The 25,678-nt window shown below is 39.6% G+C and carries 14 protein-coding genes; 10 read left to right on the plus strand and 4 right to left on the minus strand.

Annotation, left to right across the window (positions count from 1 at the left end):
* Nucleotides 1-8: 8 nt before the first annotated feature.
* From ACTHN6_RS13135 to ACTHN6_RS13150, 4 genes are all read left to right on the plus strand, one after another.
* Nucleotides 9-767 carry a zinc ribbon domain-containing protein gene (locus ACTHN6_RS13135; RefSeq protein ID WP_440436227.1) on the plus strand — a complete coding sequence of 253 codons (759 nt, stop codon included), beginning with the start codon at nucleotides 9-11 and terminating at the stop codon, nucleotides 765-767.
* Nucleotides 768-834: 67 nt separating this feature from the next.
* Nucleotides 835-2,334: a tetratricopeptide repeat protein gene (locus ACTHN6_RS13140; protein WP_440436228.1), complete on the plus strand. Its 1,500-nt coding sequence runs from the start codon at nucleotides 835-837 to the stop codon at nucleotides 2,332-2,334.
* Between the two features lie 69 nt (nucleotides 2,335-2,403).
* Nucleotides 2,404-4,890, plus strand: coding sequence for a M14 family metallopeptidase (locus tag ACTHN6_RS13145; RefSeq protein WP_440436229.1), 2,487 nt, complete (start codon nucleotides 2,404-2,406; stop codon nucleotides 4,888-4,890).
* Between the two features lie 58 nt (nucleotides 4,891-4,948).
* Entirely contained in the window at nucleotides 4,949-6,211 is a 1,263-nt protein-coding gene (locus ACTHN6_RS13150; protein ID WP_440436230.1) for a TCR/Tet family MFS transporter, read from the plus strand.
* Between the two features lie 7 nt (nucleotides 6,212-6,218).
* On the opposite strand, the gene ACTHN6_RS13155 is transcribed toward ACTHN6_RS13150, so the two are convergent.
* The 3 genes from ACTHN6_RS13155 to ACTHN6_RS13165 form a co-directional block, all read right to left on the minus strand.
* Nucleotides 6,219-10,055, minus strand: coding sequence for a methylmalonyl-CoA mutase family protein (locus ACTHN6_RS13155; RefSeq protein WP_440436231.1), 3,837 nt, complete (start codon nucleotides 10,053-10,055; stop codon nucleotides 6,219-6,221).
* A 67-nt stretch (nucleotides 10,056-10,122) separates the two neighbouring features.
* Nucleotides 10,123-11,079 (minus strand): electron transfer flavoprotein subunit alpha/FixB family protein, encoded by a 957-nt coding sequence (locus ACTHN6_RS13160; RefSeq protein WP_440436232.1) that lies wholly within the window; start codon nucleotides 11,077-11,079, stop codon nucleotides 10,123-10,125.
* Between the two features lie 72 nt (nucleotides 11,080-11,151).
* Nucleotides 11,152-11,895 (minus strand): electron transfer flavoprotein subunit beta/FixA family protein, encoded by a 744-nt coding sequence (locus tag ACTHN6_RS13165; protein ID WP_440436233.1) that lies wholly within the window; start codon nucleotides 11,893-11,895, stop codon nucleotides 11,152-11,154.
* Between the two features lie 311 nt (nucleotides 11,896-12,206).
* Here ACTHN6_RS13165 and ACTHN6_RS13170 point away from each other — a divergent pair, with 311 nt between their 5' ends.
* From ACTHN6_RS13170 to ACTHN6_RS13180, 3 genes are all read left to right on the plus strand, one after another.
* Nucleotides 12,207-12,680 carry a septal ring lytic transglycosylase RlpA family protein gene (locus ACTHN6_RS13170; RefSeq protein ID WP_440436234.1) on the plus strand — a complete coding sequence of 158 codons (474 nt, stop codon included), beginning with the start codon at nucleotides 12,207-12,209 and terminating at the stop codon, nucleotides 12,678-12,680.
* Nucleotides 12,681-12,889: 209 nt separating this feature from the next.
* The gene (gene ileS / locus ACTHN6_RS13175; RefSeq protein WP_440436235.1) at nucleotides 12,890-16,267 is read left to right on the plus strand and encodes an isoleucine--tRNA ligase; all 3,378 of its coding nucleotides are present in this window, start codon (nucleotides 12,890-12,892) and stop codon (nucleotides 16,265-16,267) included.
* A 9-nt stretch (nucleotides 16,268-16,276) separates the two neighbouring features.
* Nucleotides 16,277-17,155, plus strand: coding sequence for a TraR/DksA family transcriptional regulator (locus ACTHN6_RS13180; RefSeq protein WP_440436236.1), 879 nt, complete (start codon nucleotides 16,277-16,279; stop codon nucleotides 17,153-17,155).
* Between the two features lie 103 nt (nucleotides 17,156-17,258).
* On the opposite strand, the gene ACTHN6_RS13185 is transcribed toward ACTHN6_RS13180, so the two are convergent.
* On the minus strand, nucleotides 17,259-18,221 hold the full coding sequence (locus ACTHN6_RS13185) for a DUF3078 domain-containing protein (RefSeq protein ID WP_440436237.1): 963 nt from the start codon (nucleotides 18,219-18,221) through the stop codon (nucleotides 17,259-17,261).
* Between the two features lie 226 nt (nucleotides 18,222-18,447).
* On the opposite strand from ACTHN6_RS13185, the gene ACTHN6_RS13190 reads away from it, so the two are divergent.
* From ACTHN6_RS13190 to ACTHN6_RS13200, 3 genes are read left to right on the plus strand one after another with little or no spacing between them, the layout of a single operon-like run.
* Nucleotides 18,448-21,738, plus strand: coding sequence for a tetratricopeptide repeat protein (locus ACTHN6_RS13190; RefSeq protein WP_440436238.1), 3,291 nt, complete (start codon nucleotides 18,448-18,450; stop codon nucleotides 21,736-21,738).
* A gap of 12 nt (nucleotides 21,739-21,750) precedes the next feature.
* Nucleotides 21,751-23,679 (plus strand): DUF3857 domain-containing transglutaminase family protein, encoded by a 1,929-nt coding sequence (locus ACTHN6_RS13195; protein WP_440436239.1) that lies wholly within the window; start codon nucleotides 21,751-21,753, stop codon nucleotides 23,677-23,679.
* A gap of 15 nt (nucleotides 23,680-23,694) precedes the next feature.
* Nucleotides 23,695-25,659, plus strand: coding sequence for a DUF3857 domain-containing protein (locus ACTHN6_RS13200; protein ID WP_440436240.1), 1,965 nt, complete (start codon nucleotides 23,695-23,697; stop codon nucleotides 25,657-25,659).
* Nucleotides 25,660-25,678: the final 19 nt, after the last annotated feature.

Here is a 25,678-nt window from a genome sequence, read left to right on the forward strand (position 1 = left end):
CAATAAATATGGCAGCAGTAAAAGAATATTCAGTTGAAGAAAAACTTGCATCGCTGGTACGCCTGCAAAAAATTGACAGCAAACTGGATGAAATTAAAATATTAAAAGGCGAGCTTCCCATGGAAGTAAGCGACCTTGAAGATGAAATTCAGGGTTTGCACAGCCGTCAAACAAGGATTGAAGAAGAAATTAACGGTATCACCGAGTTCATTGAACAAAAGAAAAATCTTATAAAAGAAGCTGACGCTATGGTAAAAAAATACCAGAAGCAAAGCGACAGCGTTAAAAATAACCGCGAATACGAAGCCATTACCAAGGAAATTGAAATGCAGGAACTGGAAGGTAAGCTGGCCGAAAAACATATTCGTGATGCCAATGAAGAACTGGCCGAAAAAGCAAAGATGCTGGAACAAACCAAAAAACTTATTGGCAATAAAGACGTGTCTTTAAAGCAGAAGAAAAACGAGCTTGAAAAAATAATTGCTGATACGGAGAAAGAAGAAACACATTTTTCAAAACTTTCTACGCAGGCCCGCGAAGGCATTGACGACCGCCTGTTGTATTCTTACGACCGCATCCGCAAAAGTTACCGCAATGGTTTGGCCGTTGTACCCGTGGAAAGAGATGCCTGCGGCGGATGTTTCAACGCTATACCGCCACAGCGCCAGAGCGAAATACGCCAGCACAAAAAAATTATTGTTTGTGAAAACTGCGGTCGCATTTTAGTGGATGAAGAGCTGAATGTGGCTACAGAAATGGAAAAATAAATAACATTAACATCTTATCTTTATAAAAAGGACGTTGCTTTAAACGTCCTTTTTTATTTTCGGGCTAATGAAGTTTGCGCTACAGAAATTAGTTTTCCCATTACTGTTTTGTATTGCTTTTTTTACTGTTAAAGCAGGCAAAGTTTATGATTTTAATGCAACCTGCCAGCAGGCTTATAAAGAAATTACCAGCCTGCGCCTGGCAAATGGTGAAAGATTGATTGCCCAGGCCAAAGCAGAAAACCCGGATAATCTTATCCCTTATTTCCTCAACAGTTATATAGATTTTTTTATTCTCTTTTTTAATGAAGATCCGGCTGAATTAAAAATGCGTGAACCGCATTTTGATGATTACCTGGATATACTGGATGAAGGCCCTTCCTCATCACCATTTTATAATTACTGCCGTGCCGTGGTATTAATACAGGCGGCCTGTGTTGAAATAAAATTCGGCGAAAGGTGGGCCGCGGGCTGGGATTTTCGCAAAGCGTTCGGGCTGATAAAAGAGAATCGTAAAAAATTCCGGGGTTTTGTTCCTAACAATATGTTGTATGGCCCCATGCAGGTGGTTGCAGGCACCATTCCCGACGGTTATAAATGGATAGCGGGATTGTTTGGCATTAAAGGTTCCATTAGCAAAGGCATGGCTTTAATGCAGGGCGTAATCAACAGCAACGACAGCTATGCAAAGCTGTTTGCAGACGAAGCTGCTTTTTATTATTGCTATGTAAGCTTCTACATACAAAACCAGCCGGAAAAAGTTTTTCAATTCATCAGGCAGAAAAACTTTGACCTTGTAAATAATCACCTGATGGCTTACATGGCCGCCAATCTTGCTGTAAATAACAAGATGAATGAATTTGCAAGAGATGTAATTGAAAACCGGAACAGGTCATCCGCGTACATGCAAACACCTATATGGAATTTTGAACTGGCGTATGTGCAAATGCGGCACCTTGAACTGGAAGATGCCGCTAAAAATTTTGAATATTTCCTTTCCCATTTCAAAGGCAAATTCTATGTAAAGGATGCCTGCGAAAAACTGGCCTGGTGTTATTATTTAATGGGCAACACCGCTGCTGCAAACAATGCACGGCAAATGGTATTAAAACGCGGCAATACAGATACCGATGCAGATAAAGAAGCCAATAAAAATGCAAAGGCAGGCAAATGGCCAAACATGCTCTTATTAAAAGCAAGGGTTTTGAATGATGGCGGCTATAACCAGCAGGCGATTACCTTATTGAGAAGTAAATCTGCAAACGATTTTAGCGATGCTACAGATAAACTCGAATATACTTACCGCACAGGCAGGATTTATGATGATATGAATTATGATGATTCAGCCGTTAAATATTACCAGGCTGCTATTTCTCTTGGCATCAGCAGAACGGAATATTATGCCTCCCGCGCCGCTTTGCAAATAGGGATGATTTATGAAAAGCAGGGCAATAAACAGCTTGCTATTCAATACTATCAAAAATGTCTTGCCATGCAAAACCATGATTATAAAGATTCAATGGACCAGAAAGCAAAATCAGGTATTGCAAGGTGCAGTGGCGGGTGATCCGGTATCTGCTTTCATATTTGTTTAAACCGTTTTATAATCATACCGACAAAGCCGATATTTGTTCTCATGAAAAGAATATATATCATTACTATACTGCTTTGCATTACCACTATTCTTTCTGCCCAAAATATACCATCGCCAAAACAATTCCTCGGTTATGAATTAGGTGAACGTTTTACGCCGTGCTATAGAATAGATAATTACTTCAACACGGTTGCGCAGGCTTCTCCATCCACCGTTAAAACATTTAAATATGGTGGAACCAATGAGGGCCGTGACCTGGTGGTGGCTTTTATTTCTTCGGCACAAAATATTCAGAACCTTGAAAATATAAGACAGAACAATCTTCGTCTTGCAGGCATGCTAAAAGACAATACGCCGGCTAATGTAAATATGCCTGCCATAGTGTGGTTAAGTTATAATGTACATGGCAACGAACCTTCAAGCGCCGAAGCAGCCATGAAAGTTTTATATGCATTGGCCGATCCATCCAATACACAAACAAAACAATGGCTACAGAACGCTGTAGTTATAATTGATCCCATACAAAACCCCGATGGCCGCGACCGCTATATAAACTGGTATAATAATGCGGTTGGCAAAAATTTCAATGCTGATCCGCAAAGCCGTGAACATGATGAACCCTGGCCGTATGGAAGAACCAATCATTATAATTTTGATCTTAACCGCGACTGGGCCTGGCAAACACAAAAAGAATCGCAGCAGAGAGTAAAATTGTATAATCAGTGGCTGCCGCAGATACATGTTGACCTGCATGAACAGGGTTATAATGCGCCCTATTATTTTGCACCGGCTGCACAGCCGTTTCATGAAGTAGTTACGCAATGGCAAAGGGATTTCCAGGTTACTGTTGGAAAGAATAACGCAAAGTATTTTGACGCCAATGGCTGGCTCTATTTCACCAAACAAATATTCGATCTATTTTATCCTTCTTATGGAGATACTTATCCCACATACAACGGTGCTATTGGTATGACGTATGAGCAGGGCGGCATTGGAGCAGGTCTTGGTATAAAAACAAAAAGCGGCGATACGCTTACCTTAACGGACAGGCTGATGCATCACTATACTGCAAGCCTATCAACCATTGAAGTGGCTTCAAACAATGCAAAACAACTCGTGACTGAATACAAAAAATATTTTGACAATAATATTAATGGTATTGGGTTAGAAAATACAACATATGTGCTTACATCATCAGACCAAAACAAAATAGAAGCCGTAAGAAAACTGCTTGATAATAATAGTATAAGTTATGGTATAACCAATGCAAACCTCAGCGGTTACAATTATTTTGATAATAAAACGGAAACTTTTAAGAATGAAGGTTATCAAATTGCAGTTAACACATTGCAGCCCAAAGGCCGCCTGGTAAAAGTGTTATTTGAAAAAGAAAGTAAGCTGGTTGATTCTGCCACTTACGATATTACTGCATGGAGTATTCCTTATGTATATGGTGTGAATGCATGGGCAACAAAAGATAAAATTTCATTAAGCGCTTATACAATGCCGGCAGCCATTATGCCTGTTCAAAGTAATTATGGCGTATTGATTCCGTACACTTCTATTAATGCATCAAAAGTGCTGGCGGCTTTATTATTGCAGGGCATCCGCGTACGTTATTCTGCTGATGATTTTACCTATAACGGCAAAGCCTTCAACAAAGGCACGCTTATTATTTTAAAAGGTAACAATCAACCCAATTGGCTTAATGCTGTTAACACTGCCTGCAGCAGTTATAATGTGCAGCCTTATGCCGTGCAGACTGGTTTTATGGATGCCGGTGCAGACTTCGGCTCCTCCGATGTGCATTTTATAAAAGCACCAAGGGTAGCTTTACTTACCGGTAAAAGCGTATCCTACATTGCTTCAGGCGAAGTCTGGAGTTATTTTGATAATGAACTGAACTATCCTATATCCCAGTTAATGGCAGAAGATATGGATAACATCAACCTTTCAGGTTATGATATTTTAATAATGCCTGATGGAGGTTATGATGTATTTGACGATAAAGCAAACGCAGCAAAACTCGAAGATTTTATACAAGGTGGCGGCAAGCTTATTGCAACAGAAAGCGGCGCTGAACAGCTTGCCGGTTTTAACTGGAGCGGGCTGAAACTTATTGAAGACACAGCACAATCTTCAGACAGTATTATACAAAAGAATTATGGTGCTTCAGAACGTGATTTTCTCACCTCGTTCATTCCCGGTGCTATCTATAAAGTACAGCTGGATAATACACATCCCATTGCTTATGGTTACTCCAATTTTTATTATACTTTAAAACAGGATGCACGTGTTTATGCATCCATCAAAGGCGGCTGGAATGTAGGCATATTTCCTTCAAACGCTTACGTAGCAGGCTTTGTAGGCAGCAAATTAAAATCGAAACTGAAGCAGGGCGTAGCCATCGGTGAAAATCGCTATGGCAGAGGCAGTATTATCTTTTTTAATGATGATGTTTTATTCCGCCGGTTTTGGGAAAATGGAAAAATGCTTTTTGCCAATGCCGTTTTTTTAGCCGGCAATTAATTTGATGTACGCTCATTTTCATTAACCTTTGCGGCCTCTAAACAAGGAAAGTATATTAATGATCAGAAACAATAAAGCTGCGCTTGGATTTATTTTTACAACAGTTTTAATTGATGTTATCGGCCTCGGTATTATCATTCCGGTTGTGCCTGATTTAATAAGACAACTTACGGGGAAAGGACTAAGCCGCGCCGCTGAATTAAACGGGCTGCTCACATTCGCTTACGCATTTATGCAGTTTGTTTGCGCGCCATTGATGGGTAATTTAAGCGACCGTTATGGGCGCAGGCCGGTTTTACTTTTTTCTTTGTTGGGTTTTGGATTCGATTATCTTTTCCAGGGCTTCGCACCAACATTAGGCTGGTTATTTGTGGGAAGAATTATCGCCGGCATGACGGGTGCCAGCTTCACCACAGCCACTGCTTATATTGCTGATGTAAGCGAACCCGAAAAACGGGCGCAGAATTTTGGCCTTGTCGGCGCTGCATTTGGTTTAGGTTTCATAATCGGCCCTGCATTAGGCGGCCATCTTTCTGTTTATGGAACGCGGGTTCCATTTTTTGCCGCAGCAGGCCTGAGCTTACTCAACTGCATATACGGATATTTCATCCTGCCGGAATCATTGCCTGCAGAGCGTCGCCGCAAGTTTGAATGGAAGCGTGCAAACCCTGTTGGCGCTTTAAAACAATTTAAAAAACATCCTTCTCTTTCCGGGCTTATTGTTGCTATCATTCTCATTTATATTTCAGCTCATGCCATACAGGCCACCTGGCTTTTTTATAACATGGAAAAATTTAACTGGGATGCAAAATGGGGTGGTTATTCATTAAGCTTTATCGGGTTAATGATTGCATTGGTGCAAGGCCTGTTAATCCGCATTATTATACCTAAGCTTGGCCAGGAACGCAGCGTATATGTTGGGTTAGTTTTATACAGTATCGGCTTTATTTTATTTGCATTTGCCACGCAGGGATGGGAGATGTTTGTATTTATGATACCGTATGCTTTAGGCAGCATTGCGGGGCCTGCTTTACAAGGTATAATTTCAAGCCAGACACCGGCCAATGAACAGGGCGAGTTGCAGGGCGGATTAACCAGCTTAATGAGCTCTTCGGCCATTATCGGGCCGGTAATTATGACCGGCCTGTTTGCTTATTTTACGGGAAAAGATGCACCATTTAAATTCCCCGGCGCTCCATTTATTGTCGGCGCTATGCTTACCACTACAAGCGCCGTTCTTGCTTACAAAAATTACAGGAAAAATAAAGCGGTAATTAAAGAAGACGAGGTTCAATATTCAACGGCCGATGTAAACGAATAATATCAGCTTACATGTTACGGCGATATTGCCCGCCCACTTCATATAACGCGTGTGTTATTTGCCCAAGTGAACAATATTTTACTGTTTCCATTAGTTCTTCAAAAATATTTCCATTGTTTACGGCAACACGTTTCAATGCCTTTAACTTATCAGCTGCCACTTGCTCATTGCGCTGATGAAATGCCTGTAAGTTTTGTATCTGTTGCTCTTTTTCTTCAGTTGTTGAACGGATAACTTCTGACGGCGTAACAGTTGGTGATCCCTTTTTATTCAGAAAAGTATTTACACCAATTAACGGCAATTCACCTGTATGTTTCTGATGTTCATAATGCAAACTTTCTTCCTGTATTTTATTGCGCTGATACATTCTCTCCATTGCACCGAGAACACCACCGCGATCAGTTAAGCGATCAAACTCTGCAAGCACTGCTTCCTCAACTAAATCAGTTAGCTCTTCAATAGCAAATGAACCCTGTATAAAATTTTCTGTTTTCGCTGAACCTAATTCGCGGTTAATAATTAATTGTATAGCCATTGCACGGCGCACACTTTCTTCTGTTGGTGTTGTGATGGCTTCATCATAAGCATTTGTGTGAAGCGAATTACAGTTATCATAAATAGCATACAATGCCTGCAATGTTGTGCGAATGTCATTGAAATCAATTTCCTGCGCATGCAAAGAGCGGCCGGATGTTTGAATATGATATTTCAATTTTTGTGAACGCTCATTGGCCTTGTATTTATACTTCATTGCTTTGGCCCAAATGCGTCTTGCCACACGGCCAATCACACTGTATTCTGCATCCATTCCATTACTGAAAAAGAAAGAAAGGTTTGGCGCAAAATCATCTATGTGCATGCCGCGGCTTAAATAATATTCAACATAAGTAAATCCATTAGCCAATGTGAATGCCAATTGTGTTAATGGATTGGCGCCCGCTTCTGCAATATGATAACCGCTAATGCTAACACTATAAAAATTTCTTACTTTATTATTGATAAAATATTCCTGCACATCGCCCATTAATTTCAATGCGAATTCTGTTGAGAAGATGCAGGTATTTTGCGCCTGGTCTTCTTTCAGAATATCAGCTTGCACTGTTCCTCTTACTTGTGCTAATGTTGAAGTTTTAATTTGTTCGTACACATCTTTCGGCAACACTTCATCACCACTTAAGCCTAACAATTTTAAGCCTAAACCATCGTTGCCTTCCGGTAATCTTTCCGGTGCTGATGGATTATAATAAGTTGGTTTATTTTGATTTTTAAATTTTGATTTTTGAATTTCTTCAATCTTATTCCATAAATTGTTTTTACTGATATATTTCTCACATTGCTGGTCAATGGCAGCATTCATAAAAAATGCAAGAATGATGGGCGCTGGTCCGTTGATAGTCATGCTTACAGATGTTTTTGCATCGCACAAATCAAAACCACTGTATAATTTTTTTGCATCATCAACCGTTGCAATACTTACGCCGCTGTTGCCAATTTTCCCATAAATATCAGGCCGGTGATCGGGGTTTTCGCCATATAATGTAACACTGTCAAACGCAGTGCTCAAACGCTTTGCGGGCTGCTCCAATGAAACATAATGAAAACGTTTGTTGGTTCGTTCCGGTCCGCCTTCACCGGCAAACATTCTTGTTGGGTCTTCGCCTTGTCGTTTTAATTCAAACACACCCGCAGTAAATGGAAATTCGCCTGGTACATTTTCCTGTAATTGCCATTTTAAAATATCACCCCAATCTTTATACCTTGGTAAAACAATTTTTGGAATTTTTGTTCCGCTTAAAGAAGTTGATGTTAATGGTTGTTTTATTGTTTTATCGCGAACTGTATATTCAAAAAAATCTGCGTTGTATTTTTTTTGTAATGATGACCAATCGTCAATCAATTTTTTGCATTCAGGATTTAGTTGATTTTGATATTTTGTTTGTATTGATTTTAATTCATCAACATCGTTCATTTTATCTTCTTCCAGTACACCAGTAATTTTATACAACTTAGATGCGATCGTACATTGCTCATCAACCCAATTATCATATTCTCTATTACTTTCAGAAATTTCAGATAAATAACGCACACGCTTCGGCGGAATAATCAATGATTTTGAAGAGGTATCTTTTGTATGATGTACTTCAATCTTACCAAAGTCAACTTTGGTTTTTTCTTCAACAGTAAGCATTATTTTTTCAAACAACTCATTAATACCAGCATCATTAAACTGCGATGCAATTGTTCCGATAACTGGTAATGATTCATCTTTGGCATTCCATAAATTCCGGTTACGTTTATATTGTTTACGCACATCATGTAACGCATCTAATGCACCGGCTTTATCAAATTTGTTGATACAAACTATGTCTGCATAATCAAGCATGTTTATTTTTTCCAATTGCGATGCAGCGCCATATTCCGGTGTCATCACATACATGCTCACATCACAATAATCTAAAATGGATGCATCGCTTTGACCAACACCTGCACTTTCCAAAATGATAAGATCAAAATCAGCGGCTTTACAAATTTCCAATGCATGTTCAACGGCGGCACTCAATGCAGTATTATCATCACGGGTGGCAAGGCTGCGCATGTAAGCACGCGGATGCGAAATTGAATTCATTCTTATTCTATCACCTAATAATGCACCGCCGGTTTTTTTGCGGGAAGGATCAACTGAAACAACCGCAATGGTTTTATCGGAATATGCATTTAAAAAACGTCGAACTATTTCATCTGTAACGGAAGATTTACCAGCACCACCGGTACCGGTTATACCAAGAACTGCCCCCTTCCAACTTCCCCCGGCAGGGGAAGGGTTTGGCAGCATCGTGCTTTTTTCTTCAACTTTTTTATTGGGCAGGGCTTTTAATGTTGCATGTATTTTATTGACTACGTTTTCTAAGTTGTATAATATTTCATCATTGGTAAATCTTAATACTTCAAAGCCAAAATGCTTCAACTCTTTTGTTCGTTCAACATCACTAATTTTCATTTCGGGCAATTGATGATAATTGCCATCAACTTCTATAATTAATCCTTTTTGCAGGTTTACAAAATCAGCGATGAATTGACCAATGATATGTTGCCTTCTAAATTTATAACCTTCTTTTTTTGCTCTTAACTTATCCCACAAAACTTCTTCTGCAACAGTCGCTTCTTTGCGGTGTGTCAAAGCAAATTCTTTTAACCTCCCGTATAAAACCGGGTCTGCTTTAAATTGATCAACTGTAACTGAACCATTATACTTAAATATATTTTCGTTTTCATTGAGCCCACATTCAGCCAATGTAATTGCTCTTGCAATCCGTCTAATATCTTTTGCTTCACCTAATGGTAATTTACCATTCCACTTTTTTGGTGCCTGCCAATAATCAGACTGCATCCAATCTTCTCCCCCACCGGGGGAGATTGAGAGGGGGCTTAGGCTTTTTATCACATCTTCAATCATCCCTTCCAAACCCATCTTTCTGCCGTCATCGGGCGAATAAATTCTGGTTATGCCGTAGTTGTGCAGTTCATTTATTTCCTGCGGAAGAATAGTACCGCCGCCGCCGCCAAAAATCTTTATATGCCCGCAACCATTTTCATCCAGCAAATCTTTCATGTATTTAAAGAACTCGATGTGCCCGCCCTGGTATGATGTTATAGCGATGCCCTGCACATCTTCTTCAATGGCACATTCAACAATTTCCTGCACGCTGCGGTTATGGCCAAGGTGAATAATCTCAGCGCCCTTGCTTTGTAAAATGCGGCGCATAATATTGATAGCTGCATCGTGGCCATCAAACAAAGAAGCTGCAGTAACTATACGGATTTTATGTTGCGGCATATAATTCATTAAATAAAAATTGCAAACAAAATTAACTGTTTGCAATTGAAGTGAACGATTGTTAGCTTACTACTGATTAGCCCTTCAGCTTTTTAATCTCTTCTGTAAGTTTTGGAACAACTTCAAATGCATCTCCTACAATTCCATAATCCGCAGCTTTAAAGAAAGGTGCTTCGGGATCTTTATTAATAACTACTATAGTTTTACTGCGGTTTACGCCCGCCAGGTGCTGGATGGCGCCCGAAATACCAATAGCTATATAAAGATTGGGCGCAATCTGGATACCTGTTTGCCCTACATGTTCATGATGTGGCCGCCAGCCGGCATCAGCTACAGGGCGGCTGCAGGCAGTAGCTGCATGCAAAACATGTGCAAGATCCTCTACTATCTTCCAGTTTTCCGGCCCCTTTAAACCACGACCTCCGCTTACTACAATTTCTGCTTCTGTTAAAGGCACTTCGCCCTTTACTTTATTAACCGAGGTAACTTTTACTTTAGGCTCGCTTACAGTTATATTTAACTGTTCTACGGCTGCCGTACCGCCGGTTTGTTTTACCGGGAAACTGTTTGGATTAAGCGAAATAATTTTAATGGCCGACGTAATATTTACGTTAGCAAATGCTTTACCGCTAAAGACATTCTTTTTTACAACAAAACCATTTGAAGTATCAGGCAATGCAACGGCCCCTGCTACCAGCCCAGCCTTTAAACCGGCGGCAACCCGCGGCGCCACGGCCTTACCGGTTTGGTTATGGCTGAAAATAATTATATCAGCATTTAAGGATGCGGCGGCATCTGCAACAGCCTTTGCATAAACCTGTGCATCAAGATTATTTAATACTTCATTGGAAACCTGGTGCACTTTTGAAACACCATAATTACCAAGAACTGCAAGATCATCTTTAACGGTGCCAAGCAAAAGCGCTTCGGCTGAAGTGCCGACCTTTTCTGCAAGTGCAGCCCCATAACTTAATACTTCGTAAGACGATTTTTTTATTTCTGAATCAGAATGATCTACGAATATGAGTACCATGTAATAATTAGTTTAATATTGAATATATTTATCAAAGCTGTGAGCTGGGCTTCAGGTTTGCGCATAACATCTTTAAATTACTTTAGCTTCTTCGTGCAGCAGGCGCACCAGTTCCTGCACATTATCTGCCGCCACCAGTTTTACACCTGCTTTTGGTGCAGGCAATTCATAACTCACCACATGGGTAAGCGCATCAATTGCCGCAGGTTCAATTACCTTAAGTGGTTTTGTGCGGGCAGCCATTATACCCCGCATATTGGGAATGCGTTGTTCAGCAACCCCTTTCTGGCAACTGATAACCACCGGCAGGGAGACTTCGTCTGTTTCCTCACCACCTTCTATTTCACGGTTCACCGTAGCTGTATTATTGTTGGCATCTACCTTTGTGGCAAGAGAAATATACGGCACATCAAGCAATCCGGCTAACATTCCGCCAACTGACGAACTATTGTAATCAATGGTTTCTTTTCCCGTTAAAATAAGATCGTAGCCGCCTTGTTTGGCAACTTCGGCAATTTGTGCGGCAATAAAATAACTATCATCACTTGCAGCATTAATCCGAATGGCTTCATCGCCGCCAAGCGCCAGTGCTTTGCGGATAACAGGATCATAATCAGCGCCGCCAACGCTTACAAGATGCAACTGGATAGACGTATCTTTTTCTTTTAATTCGATTGCCCTTACAAGTGCATACCATTCATCGTAAGGATTAATTATCCATTGCACACCCGATTCTTCAAACCTTGTATTGTTTTCTTTGAAAGAAATTTTGGAAGTGGTATCTGGTGTTTTACTAATACAAACTAATATTTTCATCGGCAAAAATTATGTAAACAAAAATAAAAGAAAAGTTGTTTATGCAACTATTTTTAATGAGTAATTTGTTAAAAGCATTACAAAAAAGGAAATGAAAACATTTGATTATCAATGGTATACGTTTAAAATGTCCATTAAATTACTGTTTCTTAAAAGAAAATGTTACTTTGCATCCCCATTTATGGAATAGAAGATATGGCATGATAGTTGCAAATCAAGCCAAGATTTTTAAAGAAGAAGATTAGGCGTATTTTGAGGAAGGACTTACTTATTATTCATTAAAGTCTTAGTTGCTTTACAAATCATCTACCATGAAGAGATTTTGCGTGATTGCCGTTCTTTTACTTTGTTCGGCCTTATTTCCCAATATTAACAACCGGGCTAATGCCAATGTTGTTAACTGGCCTCCTATTTTTTCATTTTCGAAAAAAACAGGCGATCTGTCGCATAGCAGTTCCAGGAATTTCATTACAGGCCTTGCTACTTATTATGCTAACCAGTTTGAAGGCAATTTAACTGCCACCGGTGAAGTTTTCCATCACAGTAATTTAACTGCCGCAAGCAATATGTTTGCTTTAAATACCTGGGTTAAGGTTACAAACATTTTAACAGGGAAATCTATTATTGTTCGTATTAATGATAGGATGCATCCCAGAATGAATGAAAAGGGAAGAGTATTGGATCTAACTTTAACAGGCGCCAAACAATTAAAAATCGTTAACCGTGGTGTTGCTAAAGTAAAAATTGAACCGCTCACTGAAAACCAGGTTGAAGCCAGGAAATAAGGTATTTTATATTTTTTGAAAAAGATCGCAACATTACTTTGCGGTCTTTTTTGTTTTTAAACGTTCGGCACAAGCCAAAATTCATAAAGCCGCAGGCTCAAAATCAATTAGTGTTATACAGGTTTATGCCCCTAACTGCGAATCATATTTAATAGTATATTGCTACCTTTGCACACTTTTTATTATTTACAGACAGGCTTTTACGCATAATGGCAGCTAAATACAAAGAATTCCGGGGTTTACATCTTCCCATCATAGAAAAGGAAATTCTAGAAAAGTGGGATGATGAAAAAGCATTTGAGAAAAGTGTTTCATTAAGGCAGGGCAGGCAGCCTTTTGTTTTTTACGAAGGCCCCCCAAGCGCCAACGGCATGCCCGGCATTCACCATGTAATTTCCAGAACTTTGAAAGACCTGGTTTGCCGCTATAAAACCATGAAAGGTTTCCAGGTAAAACGCAAAGGCGGCTGGGATACACATGGTTTACCCGTTGAGTTGGGCGTTGAAAAAGAGCTTGGCATTACCAAAGAAGATATAGGAAAGAAGATTTCTGTTGAAGACTATAATAAGAAATGCCGCGAAGCGGTTTTGCGTTATAAGGATAAATGGGATGAGCTCACCAAACGTATTGGCTACTGGGTTGACCTCGAACATCCTTATATCACCTTTGAAAATAATTATATCGAGACCCTCTGGTGGCTGCTCAAACAGTTGTATAATAAAGGATTGTTATACGAAGATGTGAGCATTCAGCCATATTCTCCTGCAGCAGGAACGGGTTTAAGCTCCCACGAACTCAACCAGCCGGGCACTTATAAAGATGTGAAGGATACGAGTGCCGTGGTAATGTTTAAAGCGGTAAAAAATGAAAAAAGTGATTTTCTTTTTAAATCCGCAGTCAGCGATGAAGTTTTTTTCATGGCCTGGACAACAACGCCCTGGACGCTTCCTTCAAACCTTGGCCTAACCGTAGGCAGCAATATTGAATATGTATTGGTAAAAACCTTTAATCCATATACACATCTACCGGTTAATGTAATGCTTGCTAAAGCTTTACTGGGTAAATATTTTAAAGCGGAAGACGAAAACGGCGATTTTGAAAATTATAATGAGAAGTCAAAAGTTCTTCCCTGGAAAATATTAGCAGCATTTAAAGGCTCGGAATTAGAAGGCATTTCATACGAACAGCTTCTCCCTTATCCGGCCAACAAAACGGATAACCCCAATGCTTTCAAAATTTTACTCGGCGATTTTGTAACCACGGAAGATGGTACCGGCATCGTGCATACTGCGCCGGCTTTTGGCGCAGACGACTATAAAGTTGGCAAAAAATATGACATCGGCATATTAACGATGGTTGACCGGCAGGGCAAATTTGTTGATGGCCTTGGCGAATTCAGTAACCGTTATGTAAAAAATTATAAAGACGATCCAAATTACGTGGATGTAAATGTTGATATCTGCGTAAAACTCAAAAAAGAAAACCGTGCCTTCAAGGTTGAAAAATATGAGCACAGTTACCCGCATTGCTGGCGCACCGATAAACCGGTTTTATATTACCCGCTTGATGCATGGTTTATAAAAACAACCGCACTGCGCGACCGCATGGTGGATCTGAATAAAACCATCAACTGGAAACCCAAAAGCACCGGCGAAGGCCGTTTTGGCAACTGGCTGGAAAATATGGTTGACTGGAACCTGAGCCGCAGCCGTTTCTGGGGTACGCCGTTACCGGTATGGCGCACTAAAGACGGTAAAGAAGAAATTTGCATTGGTTCAATAGCAGAACTGAAAACAGAAGGCAAAAAGGCTGATGACCGGTTAGGCACCATGAATGCCACTTTTCTTGCCGATGATAATCTCGACCTGCATAAGCCAATGGTTGACGAAATCGTGCTGGTTTCTCCTTCCGGTGAACCGATGAAACGTGTGCCGGATTTGGTGGATGTTTGGTTCGACAGCGGCGCTATGCCTTATGCACAGTGGCATTTTCCATTTGAAAATATAGAAACGTTTGCGGATAACTATCCGGCGGATTTTGTTTGCGAAGGTGTTGACCAAACCCGCGGCTGGTTCTATACGCTGCATGCACTGGGTTCTTTATTAAAAGAATCAATCCAGGATGAACTGAAACAGAAGGGATTTGAAGTTTCGGATGAAAAATATCCCGGCCTGGCTTTCAAAACCTGTGTTTCCAATGGCCTCGTTTTAGATAAGAATGGCCAGAAAATGAGCAAGCGCCTCGGCAACGTAGTTGATCCTTTTAAAACCATTGCGGACTTTGGCGCCGATGCCACCCGCTGGTACCTTATCACTAATGCCTCTCCCTGGGATAACTTAAAGTTTGACCTTGACGGTATTAAAGAAGTGCAACGCAAATTCTTCGGCACATTATATAATACCTACCAGTTTTTTGCTTTATACGCCAATGTGGACGGCTTTGCTTTCAGCGAAGATTATATTCCTGTAAAAGAAAGGCCTGAAATTGACCGCTGGGTGCTTTCATCGCTCAATACACTTGTGAAAAAAGCTACAGAAGCGATGGATGATTACGAGCCTACACTTGCCGGCAGGTTGATAGAAGAATTTGTGGATGAACATTTAAGCAACTGGTATGTGCGCCTTTGCCGCCGCAGGTTCTGGAAAGGTGAATATGAGCAGGATAAAATTGCAGCTTATCAAACTTTGTATGAATGCCTTGAAACTGTAACCCGCCTGATGGCGCCGGTTTCGCCGTTTTTCAGCGATGCCGTTTTCAAAAACCTGGATGCTGTTACAAAAAGGTTTAATGTTGAATCGGTGCATCATACCGATTACCCGGTTGCGGATGAAAAGCTGATTGATAATTCGCTGGAAGAAAGAATGCAACTGGCACAGGATGCATCTTCTTTAATATTATCACTTCGTAAAAAAACCAATATAAAAGTACGCCAGCCTTTGCAGAAAGCACTGATACCGGTATTAAACCCCGAGATGAAAAAGCAGCTGGAGAAAGTAGAACACCTGATTAAGTCTGAAGTGAATATTAAGGAAATAGAACTTGTGACCGAGACCGGCAGCATCATTCATAAAAAAGTAAAACCCAATTTTAAATTACTGGGCGCAAAACTGGGTCCGGCAATGAAAGAAGCCGCCGGTATCATTGGCAGCTTTTCTCAGGAACAGATTGCTGAGCTGGAAAAGAACGGTTCAATTGAAATTGAGTTGAAAACCGGAAAATCTGCTATCGCCCTAAACGAAGTAGAAATAATAGCCGAAGATATTCCCGGGTGGAGCGTTGCCTCAAAAGGAAACTTAACGGTTGCCCTTGATATACAGCTATCCGAACCACTGAAAATGGAAGGCGATGCCCGTGAATTTGTAAACCGTATCCAGAATATCAGGAAAGACAAGGGTTTCGACCTTACCGACCGTATATCTGTAAATGTTCTCGACAATGCTATTCTCAAACCCTCTATCAATACATTTAAAAACTATATTTGCGCCGAAATTTTGGCAGATGATCTTAACTGGGTGCCGGAAATAACAGATGGCATTGAGGTTGAGGTTAATGACAACTTATTGAAAGTGAGCGTAAATAAAAAATGATAACGAACTATGCCACAGAAAAAAACAATTAAAAAAGCAGCTAAGGCTGCAGCCAAAAAAACATCGTCCGGCAGCAAAAAAGCCGGCCCGGTTAAAAAAGTTGCTCCCAAAGCAGCTAAAAAAGCTGTTAAAAAGGCAGCGGCATCAAAAACGGTTAAAGCTGTGGCAAAACCCAAGGCCAAGGTAGTTGCTGTTTCCAATAAGAAGTCGGCAAAGAAACCTGTAGCCAAACCAGTAAAAACAATAAAGAAAGCAGCAGCACCTGTAAAAAAAGCAGGGGCAAAGCCTCAGCCAAAAGCTGATGCAAGCAAGCAACATAAACAAATTAAAGCTATGTCAAAGCAAAAGAAGCAAGAAGAAAAACCGGTTCAGAAAAAAGCAGCGAAGAAACAGGAACCGGTAAAAGAAGTGAAATTGCCTAAAATAAGCGCTAAAACCAGTGTGCCTTATCAGCCTTCATATAAATCGCTTGAACAGCGGCAGGAACCGGTAAGGTCTGCCGAACCGCTTGTTCGTTACAGTGATACTGAACTGAATGAGTTTAAGGAATTAATTCAGCGCAAGCTGGATTCTGCAAAAAAAGAACTGGCTTATTTGCAGGGTCTTATTACCCGTAAAGACGATATGGGAGGCGATGAAAGCGAAAACCGCTATATGACTATGGAAGACGGCAGCATAAGCATGGAGCGTGAACAGCTTAGCCAGATGGCAAGCCGCCAGATAACTTATATCGATCATCTTGAAAAGGCATTAATACGCATTGAAAACAAAACTTACGGCATTTGCCGCGTAACCGGTAAATTAATTGATAAAGCAAGATTACGCGCCGTGCCACATGCCACTTTAAGCCTCGAGGCTAAACTTGGTTTAGTAAAAGCCGGGGAATAAATTTTCTCAATTAATTATAACAAAGAGGCCGGTTGCAATGCAACCGGCCTCTTTTATTTCCCGGCCAGATAAACTTAAACCGGCAATATTTTATGTCTTTTCTTTACGGCGCAGGGGCTTTTGGCGGCCTGGGCGTAAAATTGTCGAACTTAACCTGCAACCCCGCCCCAAACAGTGACTGCACCTGCAAACCGGCAGAGGTATTATGCGGACCAAACTGACGCACATCATCATCGTATATTAAGGTAAGGCTGTAGGTAACAGATAATATTCTTGAAATTTTAGCAGCAAATAAATTCGTCATATATAGATCCACGTTCTGCGGGTTGTGCCTATAATTGGAGAACAGGTCAAGCTTTCCTGTATAGCTTACTGCTTTTCCAAGATTGGCGATATAAGAAATGGTAGCATAAGCGCCATACTGAAAATCTGCTGGTTTATCAACCGGAACACCATATAGTGCCCGCAGGCTGTCGGGCCTGACAATCGTCCACCTGGCAGTGGCCGGCGATACAAATATGGAAAGGTTTTTTACAGGATGGTAATCAAAACCAGGGCTTAACAACACATAAGCAGGAGCAAAGAAATTGGATGTGTAATTTTTTGTATCCGCATCCGGATAATCATATCCTTTAAAAAATTGTGTTCTTACATTAAAGAGGCCGCTAATATTAAGTTTTGGGTTTAATGCATAGCCATATTTAGATGTGAATTCCACGCGGTCATCATTTTTGCGCGTACCTAGGCTCGTTGTTTTTACATACCCTATGTTCCAGGTTGCCAGGTTATCCCAGCTATGTTTATTTTTTTTATAAAAAGCAAAACCGCTTAATAATGAGTTCAGCGATAATGAGAATTTTTCTCCGCCCGCAGCCCAGTTGCTCAATGAACCCTGTGAAAGGTTAATACTTATGAGTCCGCCTGTTTTCCATATTTTAGGGATTGTATCATTTGGGTCTTTTGTAATTGTTTTGGACGATTGCGTCTTCAAATCCTGCACCGTTGCATCTTGGGAAAGAACCGGAGAAAACGCAGGGAGAAAAAAAACGAAAAGAAATTTCTTCATAGTTTGTTGTTTAGTTAATATAGGAGAACATTGGACATCCGGCCGGCAGCACAACTGCGTTCCGCCGTTCTGCATTGAACGGCGTAAAATTATGTAAAGCCTGTTTAAACCAAATAATATGAATCCAAAACTTATTCTCTACATTTGTTTTAACTCAACCTAAAATTATAACGATATATACATACCAAAAGAACTGATTAATAACCCAATTCAACCACTATTTGTTATGAGGAAATATCCTGTTGTTCTTGCATGCATTTGTTTTTGTAATGCTGTTTTTGCACAACATCCCCAATTAATTAACAGTGCAGACGTAATAGAAAAGGCCGCCGGCTTTAGCAGTAATAAGCATTACAAACAGGCTATTGCATTATATAAAACTGTGCCAATAAGCGATACTAATTACAGCAATGTTTTGCATGAACTTTCTTATGCCTCTTACCTCGACAGTGATTTTAATGCAGGGCTTGCTTATGCCAGGCAAGGCATGAAGCTCTTTCCTGAAAAAGCGGAAGACTGGTACAGTCTTGTGGCAAACGTGCTTGATGCGGAAGGAAAAAGAAATGAAGCTATACAATACTATGACAGTTCCTTAGCCTTTAACCCATACAACTTTTATACATGGTTTAATAAAGGCATTGTTTTGTACAATTCTGATAAAAAAGATGATGCATTGCAATGCTTTCAAAAAGCTGTTACTATCAATCCGTACCATGCATCGTCGCATTATTTTCTTGGGGCCGTTTATACCGAACAAGGCAGGCTGTCACAGGCAATATTGTGCTTTGCAACCAGCCTGTTAATAAACCCCGAAAACAGATACATTAATAAATGCGTAAATTATTTGAGCGCTATCTCCAAAGTAACAGATGAGATAAACGGCTTTGTTTCGCAGGTGGCAACATACAGCGATGACAATTTTGAACTGCAGCAGGAAATATTACTGAGTAAAGCTGCCCTCGACGAAAAATATAAGTTGCTGGCGGATGTGGACGATCCTATTGTACGGCAACTGCAAGTACTGTTTGAAAAACTGGAATATGATGCAACCGATAAAGGGTTTTGCATGCAATACTATGTGCCATTTTATGAAGGCGTGTTTAAACGGGGAGAGTTTAATACATTCATCAATTATATATTCAGCGGCCTTGATATAAAATCAGTAAAAGGCTATAACGATAAACACAAAAAAGAAATAGGCGTAGTAACAGATTCTGCCATCAGCTACCTCAATTTAATCAGGCGGACGGAACTGCTCAAGTATACAGCACGGATAAAAGCTGATAATAAATATTATTATGGTGAAACGAGTTTAACAGGTATTGGTAAATGGACGAATAATGGTTCTGATGATATTTTTAATGGCCCCTGGGAATTCTTTAATGGCAATGGCCGGTTAAAATCAAAAGGGGATTTTATCAATTCAGAAAAAGAGGGCGACTGGGTTTTTTATCATGATAATGGCGCAATAAAAGAAAAATCAACTTACAAAAACGGTAAGGCCGAAGGAAAAAGTTATACCTGGTTTGATAACGGAATTTTATCGGGAGAAAATTTTTATAAAGAGGATTATTTAAACGGCGAATCAAAAAGTTATTTCTTCAATGGCCTGCCTAAAATGATTGAGCATTATAAAAATAACCAGTTGGACGGCGAAGCCAGATCATATACTTACAATGGTTTCCTTTATTATGTTGCCAATTATAAGAATGATGAACTGGAAGGGCCGCTCACTTTCTATTATAAAAATGGCAAACCCGAAGTAATCAAAAATTATTCAGCAGGAAAATTAAACGGTGCTTATAAACATTTCAGTGAAAATGGTATTGTTGATGTAGAAGGCAATTATGCTGATGATAAAGCCACCGGCAACTGGAAAGAATACTACGATTCAAAATCGTTAAAGGCAGAATACAAATATGTGGATGGTTTAATTGATGGCATATATAAAACATATCATGAAAATGGGAAGCCATCACAGGTTATTCAATATTCTGCCGGTAAAATAAATGGCAAAGAAGAAAATTTTGATGAAGACGGCATACAATATAGCGAGGCAGTGTATGAAAAAGGTAAATTAAGAGAGCTCACATATTTTGATAAATCAGGCAAAGTTATCAGCACTTCCACTACGCGGAAAGGCGCCGGCAATCTTAGTTTTTATAATGCAGACGGTAGCAAAGCCACTGATGGGTTTTATAATAAAGATGGCGATGCGGATGGTAAATCAACCTACTATTTTAAATCTGGCAAAATACAATCTGAAGTAGGTTTTAAGTCGGGTTTGCGTGAGGGCGAACGTACCATTTATTTCGCCAACGGCAACGTTTCTGAAAAGGTAAATTTTAAGGATAACCAGGAAAACGGCCTTTTACTAGCCTATCATATAAACGGTTCCCTAAGATATGCCGGCAATTTTGCAGAAGGGAAAAAACAGGGTGAACATCAAACCTTCAATCTTTTCAATACCCTTACCTCGTCAATATATTACCTTAATGATGAGCTGGATGGATATAGCATTTACTATGCACCCAACGGAAAAAAATTATATGAAGAAAAGTACCGCACAGGCTGGTTGCTTAAAACCACCCAATTTGATACTACGGGCAACATACTTTCCGAATCTAATTTTCCGGCCGGAAAGGGACAATTTATTTTTAAACATCTAAATGGTAAGGATTATATAAGGGTTTCGTACAACAACTACCTCTCGCAGGGCAAATATGAATCATTCTATTTTGATGGCTCGCCGCTAAGCATAAGATACTATAAAAACGGGCTTGCAGACAGTATATATAAAGCTTACAATTATGGCGGCACAATTTCACAGGAAGGCAAGTTCAAATTAGATAAGAAAACAGGCAAGTGGAAATTCTATGATGATAATGGCAAGCTGTATTACGCTCAGGTTTTTGATGAAGGGGAAATGAACGGCACATCAGTTTCTTATCACGAAAATGGCAGCAGAAAAGCAGAATTCAATTATAAAAAAGATATGCTCGAAGGGCCAACCGTTATCTATGGCAAGAATAATGAGGTAGCCATAATATTAAACTTTCATAAAGACGAGCTTATTAGTTATTCTTATATGGGTAAAGATGGGAAACAGGTGAACCCTGTAGCTGTAAAAAACGGGACTGCATTCATTACAGCTTATTATCCCAATGGCAATAAAAGTGCAGAGCTGAATTATGAGAGCAGCACATCTAATGGCCCGCAAAAAATTTATTTCAGTAACGGGCAGCTTTTTTCACAGTATGAAAGAGTGTATGGTTATAATAACGGCGTTGCCAAAACATTTTTTGAAGATGGAAAAATTGCCAAGGAAGAAAATTATGTGTACGATAATTTTCATGGCATAATAAAAGAATTTTATGCTAACGGCAATTTAAAATCGGAACGCAGTTTTTATGAAGGCGAGGAAAATGGCGTCAGCAAATATTACAATGAAACCGGCAAGCTTACCGAAACAAGAACTCATTATTTTGGCGTTTTGCTAAGTGTGAACAAGCAATAAAAAGAAGGGTATATGAGAAAGTTGAAAATATTTTATACTTGCATGCTGCTTATGCTGAATAGCACTTTGCACGCACAAACGTTTGATGAAATAGCTGCAAGATATCCGAATAACCAGGCAGTAATTCAAAATTTTACAAAGACAATAAACATCATTTTAAAAAACGGCGAACCCTTTGCGCAAAGCAAAACCGAGCAGGAAATTCTTGCGCTGGATGATAAAGCCAATGGCCTTTATAACAGGCAGTATGTTTTCAGCAGTTCGTATAATAAACTAACATCGCTTGAAGCTTATACAAAAGTTCCGGATGGAAAAAGATACAACAAGCTTAAAGTAACTGATATAAAAACAGAAAACTCAAGAAGCAGCAGTGTTTTTTACGATGATGCCAAACAATCAACCTTTGATCTTCCATCAATGACAAAAGGAGCGGTTGGTTACGTAACCTATACACAGGCGCATAAGGATCCACACCTGCTATCACCGTTCTATTTTGTTTCTTATATGCCTGTTGTCAACGAACAGTTCACTGTTACTTTTCCCGCAACTATGCAGGTTAAATACACCATTATGAATAATGATGATAACCTGGTGCAGGTAACTGAAGACACCAAAGGCAAAGAGCACAGTTACATATTCAGGGCAGGTAATATTGATGCTTATACGGGCTTTGGGGGAGCGCCTTCTGCTGCTTATTATGCGCCGCATGTTATTATACAAATTGTGTCTTATGAGAATGAAAATGGCGGGCGCATAAATTATCTTGGCAGCCTTGACGATTTATATAAATGGAACTATGGTTTTATAAACAAGCTCGACAATACCAGAGAACCTTACTTAAAGAAACTTGCCGACAGCCTTACCGCCGGTTGTAATTCGCCCGCTGAAAAAGCTGCAAATATTTATCAATGGGTGCAGGGCAACATAAAATATATTGCCTTTGAAGATGGCCTTGAAGGCTTTGTGCCACGCCGTGCCATTGACGTTTGCAACCGCCGTTTTGGCGATTGCAAAGACATGGCCAGTATTCTCACATCGCTTTTGCAGCTTGAAGGTTTAGATGCTTATTTTACATGGATTGGAACAAGAGATATTCCGTACGACTATACAACAGTTTCCCTGCCCATAACCGACAATCACATGATTGCTGCGCTTAAGCTGGATAATGAATGGGTATTTCTTGATGCCACAGATCCCAACTGTATTTTTGGCCTGCCCAGTTCCGCCATACAAGGCAAGCAGGCATTGATTGCAATTTCAAAAGACAATTATAAAATTGAAAGAGTGCCCGAAGTAAGTGCTGAAAAAAATACACTTATCGACAGCACTTATATTTCCGTTACTGACAATGGCATTAAAGGTCGTTCAAGCGTTTATTACAACGGGTATTGGGGAGCAGATGTTTATAACCGTTTAATGTTCAGTGATGCTAAACAAACACGTGATTACGTGAAATACAGGATGGGCAAAGCAAGCAATAAATTTATTATGGGCGATTATGCTATTAATAAATTAAGCAACGCTGATAAACGGGTAAACATAAAAGCCGGCTTTGAAGTGCCTGATTATGGAAAGAAGATTGCAGATGAACTTTATATAAACCTGAACCTGGAAAAGCTTTTTGTGAACGAAATAATAGACACTGCAAAACGAAAGGTTCCGCTTGAGAATGAATTTAAATCTGTAATTAAACAATACACAATTCTTGATGTGCCTGAATCTTATGCTGTGAGCTATATACCGAAAGATTACAGCATTAATAATGACATTCTTGGCTTCAGTATAAAATATTCACAGGAGAATGGAAAGGTGATTGCGCTGCAGGAGCTGCGCCAAAATTTTTTAATGCTGCAGCCCAAAGATTTTACAACCTGGAACAATTCATTAAAACAGCTTTTCAGCCAGTATAAAGAAGAAGTGGTGCTTGAAAAAAAGAAATAAATATTGCTTTCTGTTATGAGAAAATTTTTTGTTACAACAACCTTAGTATTAGCAACAGCTATACTTTCTGCCCAAACTTTTGATTACAGTTTAAATAATACCTGGAGTGAAAAACCAGCGCTTCATGAAATAAAAAAGCCTTATGATTCGGCAAGCGCTGCAGGCATTCTCGATGAAAGAAAAATAGAATATTATAACGAAAAAACCGGTGTGGTTATTAATGATTACAGCCATTTTATTGTAAAGCTTACAAACGATAACGGCATTGAACGCTTCAATAAAATTTACATCCCCATGTACGCAGGTTCAACAATCGAACACATACAGGCAAGAACGATACTGCCCAATGGAAAAATTGTAAATCTCGACACAACAAAAATTAAAGAACTAACAGAAGATGGCCAGCAATATAAACTGTTTGCATTTGAAGGATTGGAACCCGGTTGTGAAGTGGAATACGAATATGCCATAAAAAGACCGTTGAGCCTTTTTGGAAGTGAGGTTTTCCAACGTACAACAATGCCTTACCTGCATGCAAAATTTTTGCTTGTAACACCGGCTTATTTAAAGTTTGACGCAAAAGGCTATAATGGTTTTAATGTGAGTAAGGATTCTGTTATAAATGAAAAGCGCATAATTGCAGGATACAGCAGCAACCTTGATGAAATTGATGATATAAAATACGCACAAGTAGAACCTTACCTCCAAAGAGTGGATTACAAGCTTAGCTACAACATTGATAAAAGCGCTTCTGTAAGATTATATACATGGAAAGAATACGCAAAAAAGGCGTATGAATATTATACAACCCGCACCTCAAAAGAAGAAAGGGCATTGGAAGCATATGCAACCAAAATAAAATTGCCGGGTAATAATAATGATGCACAAAAAATTCTTGCTGTTGAAGATTATATAAAATCAAATATCAATATTGATAAAGACGCCATTGGTGATGATGCCGGCAACATTGAATGGCTTATAAAAAATAAAACAGCAAATGTGGATGGCGCTGCAAAATTATTCTGCGGCATTTTTGATAAGCTTGGAATTAACTACCAGGTGGTTTTTCCCGGTACAAGAACAGGTTATACCATTGATCCCGAACTGGAAAACTGGAATCGTATCAATGGCATTCTTTTTTTCTTTCCTTCCACCGGGAAATTTATGTCTCCCGGCAGTCCGGATTTGCGTTATCCATATATTCCTTATGAGTTCACGGAAACAAACGGGTTGTTCTTAAAAGGAACGCTTATCGGTGATTATAAAACAGCTATTGGCAGCTTTCGCAAAATATCAATAGAGCCTTTTGATCAGCATGCGCATAACCTTGAAGCTGATATTCATTTTAATGCGGACCTGGACACCGCTATCATCCAGTTAGATCAGATTTTTAAAGGTTATGGAGCGGTAGGATACAGGCCCATTTATACATTTCTTACGCCGGATAAGCAGGATGAAGTAAATAAGGAAATTATAAAAAGTTTTATAGGAACCGATAATATTTCAAACATAAAAATTGAAAATACTGCACTTACAGATTATTTTGACAACAAGCCACTCATAATAAGTGCGCTTGTAAAAAACCCTGAAATAATTGAACGCGCCGGCAACAAAATCCTGTTTAAAATAGGTACTGTAATTGGCCCGCAGGAACAAATGTACCAGGAAAAACCAAGGCAGTTACCGGTTGAATTGCCTTATCCTCATATATTAAACAGGAAGATTGTGTTGCATATTCCGGATGGATACAGGGTAAAAAACCCCGATGATATAAATATAAATACAGAACATAAGGAAGACGGTGAAACAACAATGGGTTTTTCAAGCAGCTATTCAGAAAATGGTAATACAATAACGATCTCAATCAACGAAACCTACCGCAAAATAAAATATCCTTTATCGCAGTTCGAAGACTACAAAAAAGTTATTAATGCTTCTGCAGATTTTAATAAAGTGGTGCTCGTTCTTGAGAAAAAATAGGTTGGTAAAATAAAAAAGC

The organism is Parafilimonas sp., assembly GCF_051953455.1.
In the GTDB taxonomy this organism is placed as follows: Bacteria; Bacteroidota; Bacteroidia; order Chitinophagales; family Chitinophagaceae; genus Parafilimonas.